Below are 19167 nucleotides of genomic sequence, written 5' to 3' on the forward strand. Positions count from 1 at the left end.
CATCGACTCGTTTTCGGTCGTGGAAAGTTCGCTGGACTCCTGCCGGACCTCGATCTGCCTGGTCATCGACGTATCCGGAAGCATGGCGAACTCGGACAAGCTGGACGAGGCGAAGGACGCGGCGCATGCGTTCATCGACCAGATGGACACGCATGATCGCATGGCGATCGTCAAGTTTTCCGACTGTTACTCGACCGTGCAGGGATTTACCAGCGACACCGCCCTGCTACACGCCGGCGTCACGGGATTGACTGCCGGGGGCTTCACGGCGGCGTTCGACGGCATCTGGGGGGGCGTCCAGTTGACGGCCGCGGAACTGAGCGCGGGGCGCAGTCTGGCGGTGATCGCATTATCCGACGGTATGGAAAACCGCAGTTGGCTGTGCGCCGTCGGCACCTCGCCGGACGGCATCACGCTCGACGGTGATTTTTCCGACGACTCGACGATGATCGTCAGCGCGGCCATCAGCAATTCCATCCCGATCTACACCATCAGTCTGGGCTCCGGATTCGATCCGACGTATCTGACCAAATTGGCGGCGGGCAGCGGCGGCTCTTATCACCACGCGCCTGACGGCTCCGATATCATCGACATTTACGAAGAGATCAAGTTCCGGCTGTGCAGCCGTTATCTCATATGCTACCTCAGCCCCGACACGATCAGCGACGGCGACTGCCATGTCGTCCGGGTGTGCTACCAGGATGAGACCGGCGAGTGCGGGCCGTGCGACACGATCATCTATTGCGAGCCGACCCCGCCGGAAATCCGCATCGTCGCGGGTCCCGATTGCATCGAGCCGGACAGCGCGGTCATTCTGTGCGCGTACGTGGTCGACTCGGACACGCCGTCGGAGTCGCTGACGGTGCAATTGTATTACCGGACGGACTTTGACGCATCGTACACGTCGGTCTTTCTGGACGGAGACGGCGACAGTCTCTACTGTGATACGCTACCCGGTTCTTTGTTCCCGTGCAGCGCCGACGGGGTGCAGTTCTACTTCACCGCTTCGGACGGACATGGCACGGTCGCCAGCCCTGCCGATGCGCCGGACACGGTGCACGAGATACTGGTTTGTCCCAACGAGCCGCCGACCTGCTCCACGCTGGTGTCGACCGGCCCGCCGAGCTGTCTGCCGCCGGAAGCGCACGTGGTGCCGATCATTTCCACCGATCCCGAAGGGCGGCCGGTTAATTGTGTTCTGACCGGCGACGGCGAACTGGTGGGCGGTGCCTGGCAGGTTCTCAATCCGGGAGCCGGCCAGCACGTGTCGGCGCGCGTGGTTTGCTACGACGAATGCGGCGACTCCTGCTGGATCGACTTCGATTTCACGTTCCCGACGCCGACGGACGTTTTCTGCAATCTGCCGAACGACACCATGATCCACCTGTGCACGCCGACGCTGGATTCGCTCCCGGTCAGCGCGACCGGAGGGGCGGTCTGCAAAGTGATCGCCGGCCCTGGCGCAATTCAGGGCGGCTACTGGGTCTATCAGCCCTCCGGCGATAACGACACGGCCGTGGTCACGGTCGAGTGCGCCACCGAGTGCGATACATGCCGCGGCACGTTCGAAGTGTTCTACGACATCGACGAGCACGTCTCGATCGACTGTCCTCCAAACGTACGCTATGAGTGCGATTCGATCGGCGAATTCGGCGAGCCGACGGTGGATGACGAGAACCCGGAGACCGTAGTACTCGACGTTCGCTGCGACACGGTACCCGGCGATTGTCCGCAGGAGTATGTCATTACCAAGACGTGGGTGGCGACCGACGAGTGCGGCAATGTCGACTCGTGCAAGCAGGAAATCACCATCTACGACGAGACGCCGCCGACGATCACCTGCCCGCCGGACACGCTGGTCTCATGCGATGAGCTGCCGGAGGCGCACGCGCTGGCGCAGAAGTCGCCGGGCGGGCTGTGCATCGACGAATACGATTTCCGCTGGGGCGCGCCGACAGGTGTGGTCGACAATTGCGATCCCAATCCCCAATTCTGCCTGAGTAATGTCCGGATCGTATCCGATCCGGTCACGTCCTGCGATGTGACCTATGAGGTGACGTTTGCCGCCTACGACGCATGCGGCAACTACGACACCTGCACGCAGCGCATCCGCTTTGTCGATACGACCGCGCCGGAGATTGCCTGCCCCGACACGGGGTATTTCCCCTGCGGCACGGCGATCTTGGTGAATCCGCCATCGGCCGTCGACAACTGCGACAATGGCGCCTTCGTCGAATTGGACACGGTGATCAGCGATACCGATGTTGAGTGTCCGCAAGTACGCATCGATACCTACGTTTGGGTCGCGACCGATGAGTGCGGCAACTCCGACACCTGCCGTTGGGCGGCGGTCTTTCTCGATACGCTGCCGCCGGTGCTCTTGTGCCTGCCGGCCGACTCGATCGACTGTGATTCGGAGGGCATCCTTCCGCAGCCCACCGCTCCGGAAGCGTTCGATCTGTGTGACACCAATGTCACCGTGCAGATGATCGGGGATACGACGTTGACCGACGACATCGCGTGCCCGGTGATCGGGATCCGCGCCGTGACGTGGGAGGCCATCGACCACTGCGGGAACGCCGACACGTGCGTTCAGCGCACGTATCTGATCGATACGCTGCCGCCGGAGATCGAATGCGTGGAGATTCTGCGCTACGAGTGCGATTCTGTTCCGGAATCATGGGAGGAGCCGACGGCGACCGATCTGTGCGACACGCTGGTGGAGGTGTCCCTCATCGGAGCCGACACGATTGATGCCGATTGCGGGTATGTCGTGGTGGTGATCTGGGAGGCGGTCGACGACTGTGACAACAGTTCGCGCTGCCTTCAGGAGATCATCATCTACGACGAGACGCCGCCGCTGTGCGACATCCCCGACACCGCCCGCTTCTTCGTCTGCGAACCGGGCCAGCAAATCTGCCTGACGGTGGGCGCCACCGACTCCTGTGACGACTCGGTCGAGTGCCGGTCGGACATCGGGACGGTCACCGACAACCGCTGGTGCTACAATCCGACGTTTGCGGGCAGCTACTGGGTGCATTTCACCTGCGTCGACGACTGCGGCAATGAGTGCCTCGACAGCACCTGGGTGGAGGTCCGTGAGAACCAGCCGCCGACGTGCGAAGTGCCGCCGGACACCACGATCTTTTTGTGCGACAGCACGCATGAACTGCTGTGTCTCGGCGAGTTTAAGTTTGTCGATCCCGACGGCAATCTGGACCCGACCACGCAATTGATCGAGGTGAAGGGATCGCAGGGCAACGGCGTGGTCGATTCGATTTACGGCACCTACTGTCTGCTGCCCGCGTCGTACACGAGTGACACGACGCTGTACATCATCTTCAGTATCTCCGACACCTGCGGCGATTCGTGCATCGACACGACGATCGTCAACATCCAGTTAAACGATGCGCCGCGCTGCTTCCTCCAGTCGGACACGCTGAGAAAGTTCCTCTGCGAGCCCGACTCGGTCTGCTTCGACTGGGACAGTTTCGATCAGGACGGCAACCTGGATTCGTGCTGGTTCACGATCCTGGAGCCCGACAGCGGCAAGGGGCTGGGGCGCACAGAGTGCCTGTGGGTCGAGAGCGATACGACGATGCTGGTCGAACTCTGTTGCGTCGATTCGTGCGGGGCGACGTGCTACGACACAATCGTCGTCATCGTCAATCTGAACGAGCCGCCGGTTTGCGAGATGCCCAACGACACGACGATTTTCCTGTGCGAGCCGGACTCGGTCTACCTGTCGTATTATAACTCGACGGACCCCGACTTCAATCTCTCCCATTGCGACCTGATCCTGCTCGGCGATGACTCCGCGAAAACTTTCGACGCCAGCGACTATTATTACGCGGATCGCGACACGACGGTCACGTTCATCATCCGCTGCTGGGATCAGTGCGACGAGTACTGCGAAGACACGTTTACGGTGACGTTCGAGTTGAACGAGCCGCCGGTGTGCGCCGACATCAACGACACGACGCTGTACTCATGCGACAGCGACAGTACGCTTTGCTGGGAGCTCCCGCTGTTCTGGGATCCGGACAACAATCTCGATCCGTCACTGTGGATCTTCCGGGTCATCGACGATACTAAAGGTTTGGCCGAAATCGATACCGTACTCGGGACAGTCTGCGTCGACCTCGCGCAGATCCCATCGGACACGACGTTCACGATTGAGTACGGCGCCACTGATTCATGCGGTGAGTCGTGCCTCGATACATTCCTCGTCACGGTCCTGGTCAACGAGCCGCCGCGCTGTTATCTCGAAGCGGATACGCTCTGGAAGTTCCTCTGCGATCCGGACACGGTCTGCTTCCTGTGGAACAGCAACGATCCGGACGGCAATCTGGATACCTGCACGTTCGCATTGTTGGGTGATCCCGACAAGGTGCCGACGCACCCGGAGTGCTTCTACGTGGAGAGCGACTCGATCCTGACGGTGGAGATGACGTGCATCGATTCGTGCGGGGCGACATGCGTCGACACGATCGTGATTATCGTCGACGTCAACGAGCCGCCGGTCTGCGACAGCCCGAACGACACGACGCTGGTGTTCTGCGGCGAGCAGAGCACCCAATGCCTGTACCTGTCGGTCTCCGACGCGGACGGCAACCTCTTCGCGGAGGGGGGCTACTGGGCAGTCGGACCGGTGGGAGGTCCGTCACCGTCGAGCGACGCCGTGACGACTGATCCCGACAGCGGTTTCGTGACGATCTGCTGGACCGGATGCCCGTTCGATCACGACACGACTCTGACATACTTCCAGTTGGCTGTCGACGCGTGTGGCGACACATGCACAGACACGTTTACCGTCACATTTGATTGCAATGAGCCGCCGGTGTGCGATCTGGGCAATGACACGACGCTGACGTTCTGTCTACCGGATGAGTGCGATACGCTCTACTTCGGGTACGGCGACTCGGACAGCGATTACTTCGACTGTATTCTCAATCTGATCGACCCGAACGGCGACAAGTCGGTCGACACCGGGTTGATTGTCATTTGCAATCCCGGAATTGACACGGTCTTCTACTATGAGTTGGTGTGTTACGACTCGTGCGGCAGCTCCTGCTACGACACGGTCAAGATCACGGTCGATGGGAACCTGCCGCCGATCTGTGACGTTCCGGGCGACACGAGCATTTTCCTGTGCGATTCATCCGATACGGTGATGCTGCCGGTCGGCGCGACCGACCCGGAAAACGGCGAGGTAACCTGTCGCGTGGTCGCCGGGCCGGGCATGATCGAAGACGGCTGGTGGATCTACGTGCCCAAGCCCGACGCCAAGGATTGCAACACCTGCGGCGACGGCACCGGTCCGGTGTGCGTGTGGATCGAGTGCGAGGACGAGTGCGGGAACATTTGCGCCGACAGCTTCTGCGTCAGCATTATCGTCAATCAGCCGCCATTCGTGATCGCGCCTCCGGACAAAGAAGTCTGGCTCTGCGGGCCGGATACGATCTGCCTGGGTCCGTGGCCGGAGATCGACTTTAACAACAATGTCCGTTCGCGCTTCGTCCACTTCGGGTGGATGCAGCCGCCGCTGGTCTGCTTCTATGCGGACACATCGGGCCTGTACACGATCGACTGCTGCGTAGAGGACTCATGCGGTGCGCTGGTGTGCGATACGACGTATGTGCTGGTTCACATCACGCCGCCGGTGGAGTGTGTCGAGCGCGACGATACGCTGCTGAATCTGTGCGACCCGGCGTTGATCGAGATCGACGTGGATTCGGCGTTCGGCGATTCGGCCGAGGTCTACTGCTCGCTGGTCGACGGGCCCGGATCGCTGGAAGGCGGCATATGGTCGTACTACGCGGAGGACGACACGTCGTTCTGCGTCACGATCAGTTGCCGCGACTCGTGCGACAACCTCTGCATCGACACGTTCTGCGTGACGATCATTGTGGCCGATCCTCCGGAGTGCAAACTGCCGGATGACACACTCATCACGCAGTGTGAGCCGACGCAGATTTGCCTGCCGGTCGGGTTGGTGACGCCTCCGGGCAATACGCTCGCCGGTGGCGACCTGGCGGTGCGTCCCGACAATCGCTACAGCAGCCCCGGCAAGACGCCGCAGCGCTCACCGCAGACGAAGGGCCGCGAAGCAGCGAATTGCGAGCTGCTCTTTGGGCCGGGAACGATCGACGGCGGGCTGTGGTGCTATTTGCCGCCGGAAGGCGACACCTCGTTCTATGTCGGCGTGCGATGCTACGACACGTGCAACAACTATTGCGAGGATTCCTTCAAGGTCGATATCCACATCAATACGCCGCCGGTGTGCATCGTCCCGAACGACACGACGATCTACCTGTGCGAGCCGGATTCGGTCTGTCTGCCCTATGGCGCGGAGGACCCGGACGGGAACATCTGGATCTGCCGTCAGAAGGGCAAGTCGTCCGACCCGCTCGGCGTCCCGTTGTTCTGGTGCTACTACGCCGACCGCGACACGACCATCCAGGTCATTATCGAAGTCTTCGACAAGTGCGGTGCGATGTGTTCGGACACATTTAATGTGACGTTCGAGCTCAATGATGGGCCGGTCTGCGAGTTCCTGGATCTGAGCGGCCCGCCGCCGTGTCCGTCGCCGCAAATACCGTTGCTGATCCCGTTCCAGTCGGTCGATCCCAACGACGATCCGACGACGTGCGAACTGCTGCCGACCGCGAAGGGCACGTTGAACGGGAATATCTGGACGCTGGATCCGGTGATTCCGGGAGATGTGATCTCCGACACGATCGTGTGTTCGGATTCGTGCGGGGCGGCGTGCACGCTGTTAGTCGAGTTCCAGATTCCGAATCCGTCGCCGCCGATCTGCAATCTGCCGGATGACCAGACGCGGTTCCTGTGCGACCTCGTCGCCGACTCGCTGCCGGTCTCGGCCATCGGCGGAGAATGCAGCATCGTCGAAGGTCCCGGTGAATTGCGCAACGGGTACTGGGTGTATACTCCGTCCGGCGATGAGCAGGTCACGGTTGCAATCGAATGTGAAGGCATCTGCGAGACTTGCAGCGGCGAGTTCACGATTACCTACGAGATCAATGAGCCGCCGATGTGTCCCATCGAAACGGATACGGCTCGGTATCGGTACTGCGAGCCGGGCGAGATCTGTTTCGGCGGACTCGAGTCCTACGATCCGGATGGAAACCTCGATACGTGCTACGTCGCCAATGGCATCGGCGAGCTGCGCGAGGGCAAGGGTGAGATCTGGTGCTTCTACGCCGAAGATGACGACACTTTTGACGTCATTATCCGTTGCGAAGACTCCTGCGGCGCTTTCTGCGAGGACACGTTTACGGTCATTGTCGACATCAATGACCCGCCGGTCTGCAATCCGCGCAACGACACGACGATCTTCCTGTGCCAGCCGACCGAGCTGTATTTCGAGTACGCGCCCGGCACTGATCCCGATTTTCCGGCCGATTACCCGTATTGCTACCTGGTCAACGGCGACTCCGAGGAAAAATCGGGTTTTGCGACATGGTGGTACTACGCCGACCATGACACGACGGTCTGCTTCGTGATCCGGTGCGTGGACAATTGCCAGGCCTACTGCGAGGACACATTCTGCGTGACCATTGAGATGAACGAGGCGCCGGTCTGCGAGGTGCCGAATGACACGACCATTTTCCTGTGCGAGCCGACCGAGGTCTGCCTGCCGTTCGGCGGCAGCGACCCGGACGGCAACCTGTGGTACTGCCAAGTCATCGGCATCGGCTGCAAGGATCCCGAGGGCGGCTGCAAGACGTACGACGGCTTCGGCGAGTGGTGCTGGTACTCCGAATACGATGAGTCGATCGAAGTGATCGTCCGTTGCGTCGATTCGTGCGGCGCTGTCTGCGAAGACACGTTCCGCGTGACCTTCGAGCACAATGAGCCGCCGGTGTGCGAGTTCCAGACACCCAGTGCGCCCGGATGCACGCCGCCGATCGCGTTCGTGCCGTTCACCACATCGGATGCGGACAGCAACTTCTCGCATTGCGTGCTGGACGGTCCCGGTGAGTTGACCGAGGCGGGCTGGCAGTATGTCCCGACGCCGGGCGAGCACGTGAGCGTGAGCATCACCTGTTACGATTCCTGCGGCGCCAGTTGCAACTTCGGATGGGAGATCGACTACCCGAGTCCGGCGCCGGTGATTTGCGAGGTGCCGAACGACACGACCATCGTGACGTGCGGCGAAGAGGAAATCTGTCTGCCCATCGCAGGCGGCAATTGCGAGATCACCAGCGGTCCCGGCACATTGGGCGACGGCCAGTGGTGCTACACACCGTCCGAAAGCGGCGAAGTGACGGTGGAGATCACCTGTTACGGCGTCTGCGACTCGTGCGTCGGGTCGTTTACGGTCAACTTCACGATCAACGAGCCGCCGGTTTGCAATGTGCCCAATGACACGACATTCCTGATCTGCGAGCCGACGCAAATCTGTCTGCCGGTGTCGGCGAGCGATCCGGACAACAACCTGTGGACCTGCACGGAGTCGGGTCCGGGAACGCTCTCGAACGGAAACTGGTGTTACACCGCCTCGGCCGAAACAAGCTTCTACTCGTACATCAACTGCATCGACTCGTGCGGCGCCAGTTGCTTCGACTCGTTTAAGGTGACAATCGAGCTGGATGATCCGCCCAGTTGCGATCACCAGGCCGACACATCACTGTTCCTCTGCGAGCCGACGACGATCTGCGTGGCGGTGCCCGCGGTGAATGCCGACAGTTGCCAACTGTTGACGAGCCAGGGCACGTTGTCCAACGGGCAGTGGTGCTACAATGCCACGGTGGACGAGATCTTCGACGTCATCATCCGCTGCTTCAACGAATGCGGAGAGTGCCGCGACACCTTCCGAGTCTCGATCGACATGAACGAGGAGCCGATTTGCAACGTGGCGCTGCCCCAGACGTTTATCGTCTGCGAAGGCGAATCGATCTGCCTGCCGATCAGCGGCACCGATCCGGAAGGCGGGCTGGTGGTCTGTGAATTGCTCGACGGGTTGGGCGAGATCATCAACGGGCAGTGGTGCTACACGCCGATGGCGAGCGGCTTTGTACCGGTGACCATCCGCTGCACCGACCCGTGCGGCGGCTCTTGTCAGGTGACGCGACAGTACAGCGTCATCGTCGACAACGACGTCTGTACACCGGGCAGCGCTCAGATTCTGCCCTTCCCGGACGACACCAAGAGCACCGGTGACGTCGACGACGACGGCAAGGTCGATCTGTTCGACCTCGTGGCGATGGTCAGCAAGATCTATCGCCCGGCAGCGCCGACGACGCTCGCCGCAGGGCTGGACAACTACAACCCGCGCGCCGATGTGAACTGTGACGGCAAAGTCGACGTGGCGGATGTGACCCTGCTGGCCGAATTCCTCTTCCGCTCCGGCCAGAAGCCGTGCGGCAAGACCGGGCCCGCGGAGACTGCGCAGCCCGAGCAGCCCGGCACGGATGACCAGCCGGCGGGCAGCGAAGTCGGCAGCACGACGACTACGCCGCCGTCGACAGTCAAGCCGAAGCAGTAAGTGCACCAATCAGGCAGCAAGCCAACGGCCCTCCGGTCTGAGATTGGAGGGCCGTTTTTCATGTGAACCGGCCGGGATTCGCAGACGGGTCAGCCCAAGGGCTGACCCGCACCGGCGCAAACCACTTCCTCGCGTGCGGGTCAGCCCTTGGGCTGATCCGCACGGGGCAGAGCGGATCCGTGATACGAATCCTCATGTGCTGCTGAATGCCGATCGGACTGAGCTTTGACACGGACGGGGCGTGATATACAGCTTCGCGTGCCGGGCAGACGGAATGTGAGTCGCTCGGAATTCGCAGACGGGTCAGCCCAAGGGCTGACCCGCACGGGGCGGAGCGGATCCGTGATACGAATCCTCGTGTGCTGCTGAATGCCGATCGGACTGAGCTCTGACACGGACCGGGCGTGATATACAGCTTCGCGTGCCGGGCAGATTGAGTGCTGATCCGGGCGGGCGCGATACACAACTTCGCGTGCCGGGCAGCCCTCGGGTTGACCCGCACCGGCGCAAACCACTTACTCACGTGCGGGTCAGCCCTTGGGCTGACCCGCACGTGAAGACATTCCCGCTTCAGACCGTGGGAATCGATCAGAGGCAGGGTGTGCAGAATTGCGCTGGGTCACCGTTTCGGAACGCGACATCGACAAACGCCACGACATCGAATACGTTGGTGACGCCGTCGCAGGATGTGACATCCGTGTCTTCGACCGGGCAATCGGGACTCTGGGGAGCAGTGCCATTGCGGAATGCGACATCGACCGCCTTGACGACATCGAAGACATTGACGACCGCGCCGTTGGCGGCCGGATCGGTAAAGTTGGGGCAATCGCAGGCGGGCGGGTCTCCCACGACAACGACGCCGAGCATGCCATCGAACTCATGCGGCCCGCAATAGTACGGAAACACACCTTCGTCATCGAATTGACGCGTGAAGATGGGTGATGCGAGGTTGAGGTCTGCGTCCCACAACAGGCCGGAGTTGGGATCGGCCGAGCCGGTGCCGGACGTGGTCGTGTGGCTTTCGGAGCGGCGTGTCCAACGGACCTGATCGCCGGGATCGATCTGCACGGAGTCGGGGTCGAAGACCATGCCGACGGCATCAACATCAACCATGTTGGCCGGGCGTGTCCCGACGTTGATGACGCCATCCATGCCGAATCCCTCGTGAAATTCGCAAAAGTACGGGTAGCTGCCGGGGATGTTGAACTGACGCTGAAATGACGGTGTGCCGCCGTCCAACGCAGAGATCCACTCCGATCCGGCCTCCGGATCCCCTGAGCCGGTCCCACTCGTTGTCGTGTGGATGCCGACGATCCGTACCCAGCGTACGGTGTCGCCGTGGAGAATGTTGACGAGGTCGGGCGAAAACGAGGTGGACAGGGCCTGAATTTCGATCACCGCCGCCTCGGGCATACCCACGGACAGCAGCACTGCGGTCAAACAGAGAGCAATTCGTCTCATGAAATCCTCCCAACAAAATTGACGATGTCTGCCCGATGAGGTGGTTTCATCGTAGCCACCGGGCGCGACTGTCGACGACAGCCTTGCGGCATGTATCCTCCTCTTGGTGATGAGTCCTTCGAAAATCGCCATCGACGCGACGTGAGGTGTACGCGTGGCAGGCAAAACCCTACTTGTCAGAAGATACAGTGGAATTGCCGGGTGTCAATGGATCAGGCAGGGCCAGCCGGTCCGCGTTTGGGGCATGCCGGGGCCGCCGGTGGTACGCGGACCCGTGAAAGCGATTGCCGGTCTTGCAGTTCTAACGAATCGGCGCGGCAGAGGATCAGCAAATCCCGGTTGACAGCAGGGGGGGTGTGCCGATATAGTTTGGTGAGGCCGATGCGGGAATAGCTCAGTTGGCTAGAGCGTCACCTTGCCAAGGTGAATGTCGCGGGTTCGAATCCCGTTTCCCGCTTTTTACGTGAGTGAGTCGTCACTTTCCCGCCCGCACAGGGCGTTTTTTTTGATGGCCCACAGTGCACGGCCCGAAGAGAGCATCGCCCCGATGGCGGGTTAGCCAAGTGGTAAGGCGGAGGTCTGCAAAACCTCTATACTCCGGTTCGAATCCGGAACCCGCCTCTTAGCTGCGCAGGAGTCCGACAAGAATGGCGGCTGCGGCCGTCTCTTTTCCCCTGTGTTTGCGCAGCCCCTGTTACATCTTTTGAGACCGCAAGCCGGAGTGGCGGAATGGCAGACGCCAGGGACTTAAAATCCCTTGTCCCGATTGGGACGTGCCGGTTCGAGTCCGGCCTCCGGCAATGTGTCTCCGCGACGTGACCGCTGATCTGCGGGTGTGTTGAACAGTTCTCCGAGCTTGTCCAGCCGAGCCCCGAATCGTGCACAGGAGCCGGGACTTGTCACGCGTTGGAGATTCCTCGCCCGACTGCGAGCATTTCGACACCCCGGCACTGGGTTCTACTCCAGCGTCAGCCAGGGGCAGACGCGGTGGAAGCCCTGCGCAAACTGGTGCGCGCTGGTGGAGTCGCCGAGCCGTTGGGATGCGATGTTTCCTGCCTGCCAGGCCACCAGACACAGCGAATCGATCTTCAGGGCCTCGTGGACGAATTCGAGCGCCTCCTGATAGCGCCCCTGCGAGACGCGCAGGGCGGCGCAGAAACCCTGCGGCATGCAGAAGTCGCCCGGCCCCTCTTCGGCGATCTTGGAGAACATGATGAAGGCGGAGTCGAGATTCTCTTTCACCTGAAAGTTGTAAGCGGCATTGATGTCGTGGGCGAGCTGGATATCGGGCCAGAGGGTGTCGGCCTGGGTCGGATCGGGCCGCAGTTTGTGGATCGCGAGGTTGCGTCCGACATAGGGCTGCAACACCGTGTAGTAGTTGCGGCGGTATTTGGAGTGGAGCATCAGCGCGCGCTCGGCCGGCGCCGAAGGTTTGTGGCCGGTCGAAAACAGGATGTAATCGGGGTTTTGCGCCAGGACATAGGTGGCGTTGTAGTTTCGTTCCTTCCATGTGCTGGAATTCCCGGGGATCGATTCGGGGTGGCGGGCGATGGTCGAGTCGGTCAGGCCCAGCATGTCGATGACGCGGCACTGCGAGAGTGTGTAGGAGATCATGCCGATGGTCGAGGTGGCCAGCGTGAACGGACGCGGGTCGATTGCGGTCATCTGCTCCGCCATGAACTTCATCTTCGCCGTCAGGCCCATCTCCAGATCGCGGGTATCGAGAATCAGCGCGCGCGGCGCGACGAGCCCCCAATAGCCGATCAGCGCCAGGACGGCGGTCGGAATTGCGATGCGCAGCGCGACGGTTCGCAGCCGCAGTGCCAGCCAGAAACTCCCGGCGGCGACCGCCACGGCCATCGGCGCGAGAATCGGAACGAAGAACCGATTCGGTCTGAGGACGTCGCCGCCCACCGACGCGATGTAAATGGTGTAAATCAGAAACAGCGCGGGGATCACCCGCCAACGTCCCGGCAGCGGGCGGAACGATACGAGTGCCAACAGCACTCCGAGCCCATAGAACCCATAGTCGCGGATGAACAGCCAGATGTACTGGATGCCGCTGGTCCAGTACTCGAGTGAGAAACCCGTCTTCGCGTAGAACGGGTTCGGCAAAACGCGCCCATAATACGACAGTTTGAACAGACCATAGGGCGCGAGCAGCAGTCCGACGCCGAGCAGGAGAACGAGGGATCGCCTCCAGTCACGCGACAGAATCGCCTCGGCGGCGACCAGGACAAGCCAGACCAGTCCGCCTTCGGGGCGCGACATGGTGGCGATCGCCAGCGCCGGAACTGCCAACAGAGAGCCGCGCAGCCACAGCCACACGGATGCGGTCACACACATGCCGAACCACGAAGTCTCCAGTCCCGATGCGGTCCAGTAACCGAAGGAGCCGTTGAAAGACAACAACAGCGCGGCCAGAATACCAACCAACTCGGGCCGCGGTATCCCGACATGACGCGCCGCTTCGCGACCCATAAACGCGGTCAGAATGATCATGCCGGCGGCCGCCAGTCCGCCGAGGAACTTCGTGGCCGGGTCGAAATCGAATCCCAGTTGTCCGGAGAGGATTGTCAGTATGACCCAGAAGAAGTTTGTGTATCCCTCGACTCGTTCACCGGGGTTGAAAACGAGCCCGTGCCCGTCGAGTGCATTGCGGGCGTAGCGAAACGAAATATAGGCGTCGTCCTGGGTGAACCACATCCCGCGTTCTTTGAAACTGGGGTTGTAGATGTCCTTGAACGCCAGCGGTTCGAACGCCGCATCGTGCGTCACGAAGTAAAATGCGACCAGCGCGATGAGAATACCGCCCAACCACAGTACCCTCGGCAGGAAGTCCGAACGGCTGTGGGCGGCGGTCTTGCGGGATCGAAGCTGGCGTCTTTGGGATTTGCGGGACGGCATCGGCGCTGACAAAGAAGATGCGTTGTCCCGCCGCGTCAAGATGACTTCAGGTGAAGGGCGACCGAGCGCGGGACGGTCGTGATGGCCGTGACTTTCGCATGTCCGTTGGCGGGCCCGGTGAATCCCGGCGCCGACGGGCGTCCCGTCACGATCCACGGGAATTGACGTGAGGCGAGAATATCCAGGAAGATATCGACGATACAGGGGTCGAATTGGATGCCGGAGAACATTTTCAATTCCGCAATCGCGGCTTCGACCGGTTGGCCGGGACGATACGGTCGATTGGAGATGATGGCGTCGAATGCGTCGACGACGGCGAGAATCCGCCCTTCGATGGGGATATTCTCGCCGGCGGCCCCGGTGGGGTAGCCGGTGCCGTCGAAACGCTCGTGGTGGCTGTAGATGTACGGCACGGCGGCGCGCAGAAACGGGACCCCTTCGACGAGCCGGACGCCGATTTCGGGGTGTGTTTTCATCACGGCAAATTCATCATCGGTCAGCGGCCCGGGTTTGCCGAGAATTTCATCGGGCACGCCGAGCTTGCCGATGTCGTGCAGGGTGCACCCCATCCACAGATTGAACAGATCCTGCGCGGACCACTTCAGACGGGCGGCGATGGCGCGGGCCAGGGTTTTGACACGGTCGGTGTGACCGCGCGTGTAGGGGTCGCGGATTTCGATCGCGTTGGCCAGCGCCGAGACAGTGTCGAGATAGGCCTCGTGCAGTTCGCGATACAACCGGGCGTTATCGATGGACGCGGCGGCATGGGCGCTGATCAACGACAGCGTCCGCAGTGTCCCGTCGCCGCACGGCGCGCAGTTGGGGCGTCGGACCATGTTGAGGACACCGACCGTGCGTCCGGAGATGGTCAGCGGCTGTGTGATGCAGTCGGCCCCCGAACACGGATCCTCGAACAGATCGCCCTGTTGTGACGAGTAGACGATCGGGCAGCCGCCGGCCATTACGGCGGTCGTTGCGACCGTTTCGCCGTTGAGAAAGGCGGCATAGGACGGCTTCTGGATCGTGACCTGGTCGCCGCGAATGCCGCGCAGTTCCAGACGCCCGCGCTCCGGGTTGAACATCAACAGCGCGACGGCGGCGGCATCGAATTCCTCGCGCACGGTTGCCAGCACGGCCTCGATGATCTCTTCGGAATCCTGGGTGGTGCCGATCTTGCGGATTAATTCGGCCACGGCCAATTGTTCGCGCAGCGCCATGTTTTCGCGCTGCAACTGCCGTTGTTCGACCGCGCGACGGACCGTCGCCGACAGCAATTCCATGCGGAACGGTTTGACGAGGTAGTCGTAGATGTCGGTTTGCACCGCGCCGATCGCCGTTTCGAGCGTCGGATAGCCGGTCATCAGGATCGGCACGATGTGCGGCTGCAGCGCACGCGCCCGTTTGATGACGTCAAGACCGGTACACTCCTGCAGGCGCAAGTCCACGAGGAGTACGTCGACCGGCTCAGACCGCAGGATGCGCTCGGCTTCGATACCGGTCGATGCGGTCAGAACCCTCAGATCGTTTTCTTCGGTCAGCCAATCACGAAGCAAGACCTGGATCGAGAGTTCATCATCGACCACCAACGCGACGGTGCCGGACATGGTCCTTGCGGGTCGATCACCCGGCCGGTGCGGCGAGCTGGCGTGAGTGTGGGTGCTGTCGACGGGAACGGTCACACGTCATCTATCGACGCTCCAAACCGCGCCGTTTAGCGGAGAACAGCAATTTGCGCGGTGCAAACTTTAGACAGCGTGGGGGATTTGACAGAGTGTGAAACGCGATTCAGATGGGACTTCCCCAGTGGTGGGCAGGGTCGAATCGACCTAATAGTCGATCCCCTTCTGGGCCAATTCCCCCTTTTGGTAGGGGTGCCTGATCTCGCGCATCTCGCTCACGAGGTCGGCTGCTTCGAGGACTTCGGGGGGAGCGCCCCGTCCGGTCATGATGAGGTGCACATTCTGTGGCCGCGCTTGCATAAGCCCAAGAAGGTCATCGGCGGTGAGAAAACCCAACTGGCAGCCGACGAAGATTTCATCGAGAATGACCAGATGCCACCGGCCCGAGGCAATCTCGGCCCGGGCGCCCTCCAGCGCCGCGAGAGCGGCCTTTCGGTGGGTCTCGCGGGGGAGCCTGTCATCGATGATTCCGACAAACCCCTCCCCCATTTGGCGAAGCTCCACGTACGGGGCCAGCAGCTTGAGACCGTCGAGCTCGCCATAGTGCCAGGAGCCCTTGATGAACTGCCAGATCAGGGTGCGGAGATGGTATCCGGCGGCACGAACCGTCATGCCGAGGGCGGCGGTGGTCTTGCCCTTGCCGTCGCCGGTGTAGCAGATTACCAAGCCTTTGCGGACTTGGATCTTTGGGGGTTGAGTATCCACGGCGGAAATGTAGTGATTGCTCCTCTCGTGGCCAGCAACTTAGAGCATCTAACAGAATGAGACATTGCGACTAAGTTAGGCTCAGCAGAAGCTTCGCCCTCCCCCCAGATCGCACGGGAGGGCGAGGCTTCCGCCGAGCCTGCATCTGACCGAATGGATGGTGGCCTGTCATTCTGTTAGACGCTCTTAGGCGGATTCGGGGCACCGTGCGGGAATTCTCGGCGATGCCCTCACCCCAACCCTCTCCCAGAAGGAGAGGGAGTTCCCGCGTGCGGGTGAGGCGGCTTTCGTGCAATCGTGCTTTCCACGTGTGAGGCAAAAGCAGATTCTTCATCCCTTCATCCCTTCACCCCGGGATCGCCGGGATGAAGGGACGAAGAATGACAATTCGGGCTGTTATTGGGAAACTCTCGGAGGATGCCATGGCTGAGCACAAGGCAGTCGTGATTTGGAACCGGGACGGCGCGGTATTCTCGGACAACAAGTACAGCCGCGCGCATCGCTGGCAATTCGACGGCGGACTGGAGGTGCCGGCGTCGGCATCACCTCATGTCGTTCGCTCTCCCCTGTCCGATCCAGCGGCGGTCGATCCGGAAGAGGCGTTCGTGGCGGCGTTATCGAGCTGCCACATGCTGTGGTTTTTGGCGATTGCGGCGAAGCGCGGATTGGTCGTGGAGAGCTATTGCGATGATGCGGTCGGAGTCATGGGGCGCAATGCCGAGGGGAAAGTCGCGATGACGCGAGTGACGCTGCACCCGGACGTGATCTACTCGGGGTCACGTCGCCCGACTCGTGACGAAGCGGAGTCGATGCATCACGAGGCGCACGCGCAGTGTTACATCGCGAACTCGGTGAAGACGGACGTGCGGTGCGAACTCGCCGACAGCGAATAAACCGGTGCTCAGTTCAGCGTCGCCGTGAAGCGCACGCCGATGTTGGCGCCTCGCCAGTTTGCGTCGATGTCGCCATGGGGGACTGAGTGAAAACCGACGGTTCCGGCCACGCCGAGACCCCAGTTGCTGCCGACCCACCACTCTTTGCCGATGGTCATATCGACGGCAGGGCCGCCGTCGGAATCCCCTTTCTCGCCGGAGCCATCAAAGGAGAGAACGCCGATGCCGATCGAGCCGGAGAGATAGACGTTTGCGGGCATGATGTAGTAGGTGATGCCGGCGCCGATTGCTCCCAGCGAGAGGTCGCCGTCGGCTTTTCTGTAAAGACTGCCGTATTCGAAATCGGGGTCGGTGACGCTCCAGCCGAAGAGGGTTGCATGGACCGCCAGATTCGGCGAGACGATCGCGCCGAACGCGAAATTGATGTCGCCCGAGGGGCCGGAGAGCTGCCGGTCAATCCCGTCGAGGTCGATTTCAGTGGCGGCGCCGCCGCCTCCGGCGGAGAGCCGCATGAAGAAGCCGTCCATGTGGGCGCGGTCACCCGCGTGCGATGGCTCCGCCGTTGTCAATGCTAATAGAATCACTGCGGCCGTGAGCATTCCTCTGCTCAATCCCTCGTGCATGATATTCCTCCTGTCAGTATTGATATCAGATCGGATGCCCCATGCTACTCTTCCGTTTTGGCCGCCGCGGTGTCCCGGGGGTCCTCCGCCTCCAGGTACCGCACCGGCTCACCTTTTTTGTGCACGCGAAAGACGAGCGCCTTGGCGCTTTTTTCCTTCGTGACAGCCGTATGGAGCCGATTGTACGGAACGTGTCCGACGCCGCCGGGCTTGCCAACAATCGTCTTCTCACCGTCAATGTGGATCTCCATTTCGCCTTCCAGGTAGTAGTGAAACTCCTCACCCGGATGCCGGTGACGCGGCAATGTCGTGTGCGGCGGAATCTCGACTAAGTCGATCAGTACCTCCCGATCGGGAGTGAATTCATCTGAAAGCACCCGCTGCAACAGTGTCTCCACTTTCAGCTCCTTAGCCGGTTCGGATGCGCGGGTCAGGGCCACCCCCAAGACGACACCGAATCCGACGGCGAGGATGATCGATACTCTACTTCGGTTCATGGGTTCCTCCTGGGATATTGTTTTCCATGAGACCCGGTCCTTATCCTGAAGGGCACAGGCGGTCCGGGCCACCCGGGCGTCGCTGCCATTACATTACTTCCGATCCACAACGGCTGATTGAATCTCAAACTCATAGTGCCAGCGCTCTACTCTGCCACGTCTCACAAGCGCCAGTACGACACCTACTCTCTGCCCGATGTAGCTCTGAACCTCCTCCAATCTCCCTTTGTCATGATACCTCGGCAGAAGCGATAGAGGAATCCATGTATCGATCCCCCGTGTCCTCACGTAAATGACATGGTCGTGCGGGAGCATGCTTGTTGTAATCGACGAGTCTGGGAGCACAACAGTAGGTGGCGGAATTGATGGGTGTCCCTTGAACGGATCAAACCCATGAACTACGCCCAAGTGTCCACGTCCCCTCGTGTCGACATAGACACAGAATTCCCATAGAATCTCGACTGGATCGTCCGATTTGTTCTTAAGAGACAACACCATCGAAGTCGGGCCAGGAGTCCAACTTATTTCGATTCCTGACTCCGCAAGCGGTTGCCTCGTATGGGTCACGCCATTCGGGTCCACTCCATCCAGGTGTGGACCGAGCGGCTCGGAAAATCCATACAGTATCTTGCTTGGTCCCGCGCAGTGCACGCAACTGATTGCTGTCGCAATCAGTGCCATGGCCCATAGCCTGGCCCTGTTGCGTATTCTCACCACTTGCACATGCGCTCTTCAGCCTGTGAACACAACGGGCGGGTGGCCCGGACCTTGGGGCGTGTTGAAAAACCCGTTTGTCGTCAGTTGATCGGTGAAGGTTATCAAGCGATGGCGATCCTGTAGTTGAGATCGACGGGGTTGGTGTCAGACCGATCCCACCATCGGAGTGCGGCG

General features: G+C 61.0%; 8 protein-coding genes and 3 tRNA genes. 5 read left to right on the top strand and 6 right to left on the bottom strand.

Going from position 1 to position 19167, the window contains the following annotated elements:
* Positions 1-19 precede the first annotated feature (19 nt).
* Positions 20-9511 (top strand): VWA domain-containing protein, encoded by a 9492-nt coding sequence (locus VGB22_05795; GenBank protein HEX9750782.1) that lies wholly within the window; start codon positions 20-22, stop codon positions 9509-9511.
* 588 nt (positions 9512-10099) lie between these two features.
* On the opposite strand, the gene VGB22_05800 is transcribed toward VGB22_05795, so the two are convergent.
* Positions 10100-10972, bottom strand: a complete 873-nt coding sequence (locus VGB22_05800; protein HEX9750783.1) for a plastocyanin/azurin family copper-binding protein — start codon at positions 10970-10972, stop codon at positions 10100-10102.
* A gap of 383 nt (positions 10973-11355) precedes the next feature.
* Here VGB22_05800 and VGB22_05805 point away from each other — a divergent pair.
* The 3 genes from VGB22_05805 (at position 11356) to VGB22_05815 (ending at position 11772) form a co-directional block, all read left to right on the top strand.
* Positions 11356-11429: transfer RNA gene (locus tag VGB22_05805), tRNA-Gly, on the top strand.
* 92 nt (positions 11430-11521) lie between these two features.
* Positions 11522-11593, top strand: a tRNA-Cys gene (locus tag VGB22_05810).
* A 94-nt stretch (positions 11594-11687) separates the two neighbouring features.
* Positions 11688-11772 (top strand) — tRNA-Leu (locus VGB22_05815).
* Between the two features lie 157 nt (positions 11773-11929).
* On the opposite strand, the gene VGB22_05820 is transcribed toward VGB22_05815, so the two are convergent.
* The 3 genes from VGB22_05820 to cobO all read right to left on the bottom strand — a co-directional run bounded on the left by VGB22_05820 (position 11930) and on the right by cobO (position 16272).
* Complete coding sequence (locus tag VGB22_05820) at positions 11930-13879, bottom strand: hypothetical protein (protein ID HEX9750784.1); 1950 nt, start codon at positions 13877-13879, stop codon at positions 11930-11932.
* Positions 13880-13914: 35 nt separating this feature from the next.
* Positions 13915-15483, bottom strand: a complete 1569-nt coding sequence (locus VGB22_05825; protein ID HEX9750785.1) for an HD domain-containing phosphohydrolase — start codon at positions 15481-15483, stop codon at positions 13915-13917.
* A 222-nt stretch (positions 15484-15705) separates the two neighbouring features.
* Positions 15706-16272, bottom strand: coding sequence for a cob(I)yrinic acid a,c-diamide adenosyltransferase (cobO, locus tag VGB22_05830; protein ID HEX9750786.1), 567 nt, complete (start codon positions 16270-16272; stop codon positions 15706-15708).
* 413 nt (positions 16273-16685) lie between these two features.
* On the opposite strand from cobO, the gene VGB22_05835 reads away from it, so the two are divergent.
* Entirely contained in the window at positions 16686-17156 is a 471-nt protein-coding gene (locus VGB22_05835) for an OsmC family protein (GenBank protein ID HEX9750787.1), read from the top strand.
* An 8-nt stretch (positions 17157-17164) separates the two neighbouring features.
* On the opposite strand, the gene VGB22_05840 is transcribed toward VGB22_05835, so the two are convergent.
* Together VGB22_05840 and VGB22_05845 are read right to left on the bottom strand one after the other, a co-directional pair.
* Positions 17165-17755 carry a hypothetical protein gene (locus tag VGB22_05840; protein HEX9750788.1) on the bottom strand — a complete coding sequence of 197 codons (591 nt, stop codon included), beginning with the start codon at positions 17753-17755 and terminating at the stop codon, positions 17165-17167.
* A gap of 68 nt (positions 17756-17823) precedes the next feature.
* Positions 17824-18276, bottom strand: coding sequence for a cupin domain-containing protein (locus VGB22_05845; protein ID HEX9750789.1), 453 nt, complete (start codon positions 18274-18276; stop codon positions 17824-17826).
* Positions 18277-19167 lie beyond the last annotated feature (891 nt).

The sequence above is a fragment of the Candidatus Zixiibacteriota bacterium genome (genome assembly GCA_036397555.1).
GTDB lineage: Bacteria > Zixibacteria > MSB-5A5 > WJJR01 > WJJR01 > DATKYL01.

What these genes read in the sequence shown, in the direction of transcription:
- VGB22_05825 (HEX9750785.1), bottom strand. Translation starts at nt 15,483, where the DNA reads ATGTCCGGCACCGTCGCGTTGGTGGTCGATGATGAACTCTCGATCCAG.
- VGB22_05835 (HEX9750787.1), top strand. Translation starts at nt 16,686, where the DNA reads ATGGCTGAGCACAAGGCAGTCGTGATTTGGAACCGGGACGGCGCGGTA.
- VGB22_05800 (HEX9750783.1), bottom strand. Translation starts at nt 10,972, where the DNA reads ATGAGACGAATTGCTCTCTGTTTGACCGCAGTGCTGCTGTCCGTGGGT.
- VGB22_05840 (HEX9750788.1), bottom strand. Translation starts at nt 17,755, where the DNA reads ATGCTCACGGCCGCAGTGATTCTATTAGCATTGACAACGGCGGAGCCA.
- VGB22_05820 (HEX9750784.1), bottom strand. Translation starts at nt 13,879, where the DNA reads ATGCCGTCCCGCAAATCCCAAAGACGCCAGCTTCGATCCCGCAAGACC.
- VGB22_05845 (HEX9750789.1), bottom strand. Translation starts at nt 18,276, where the DNA reads ATGAACCGAAGTAGAGTATCGATCATCCTCGCCGTCGGATTCGGTGTC.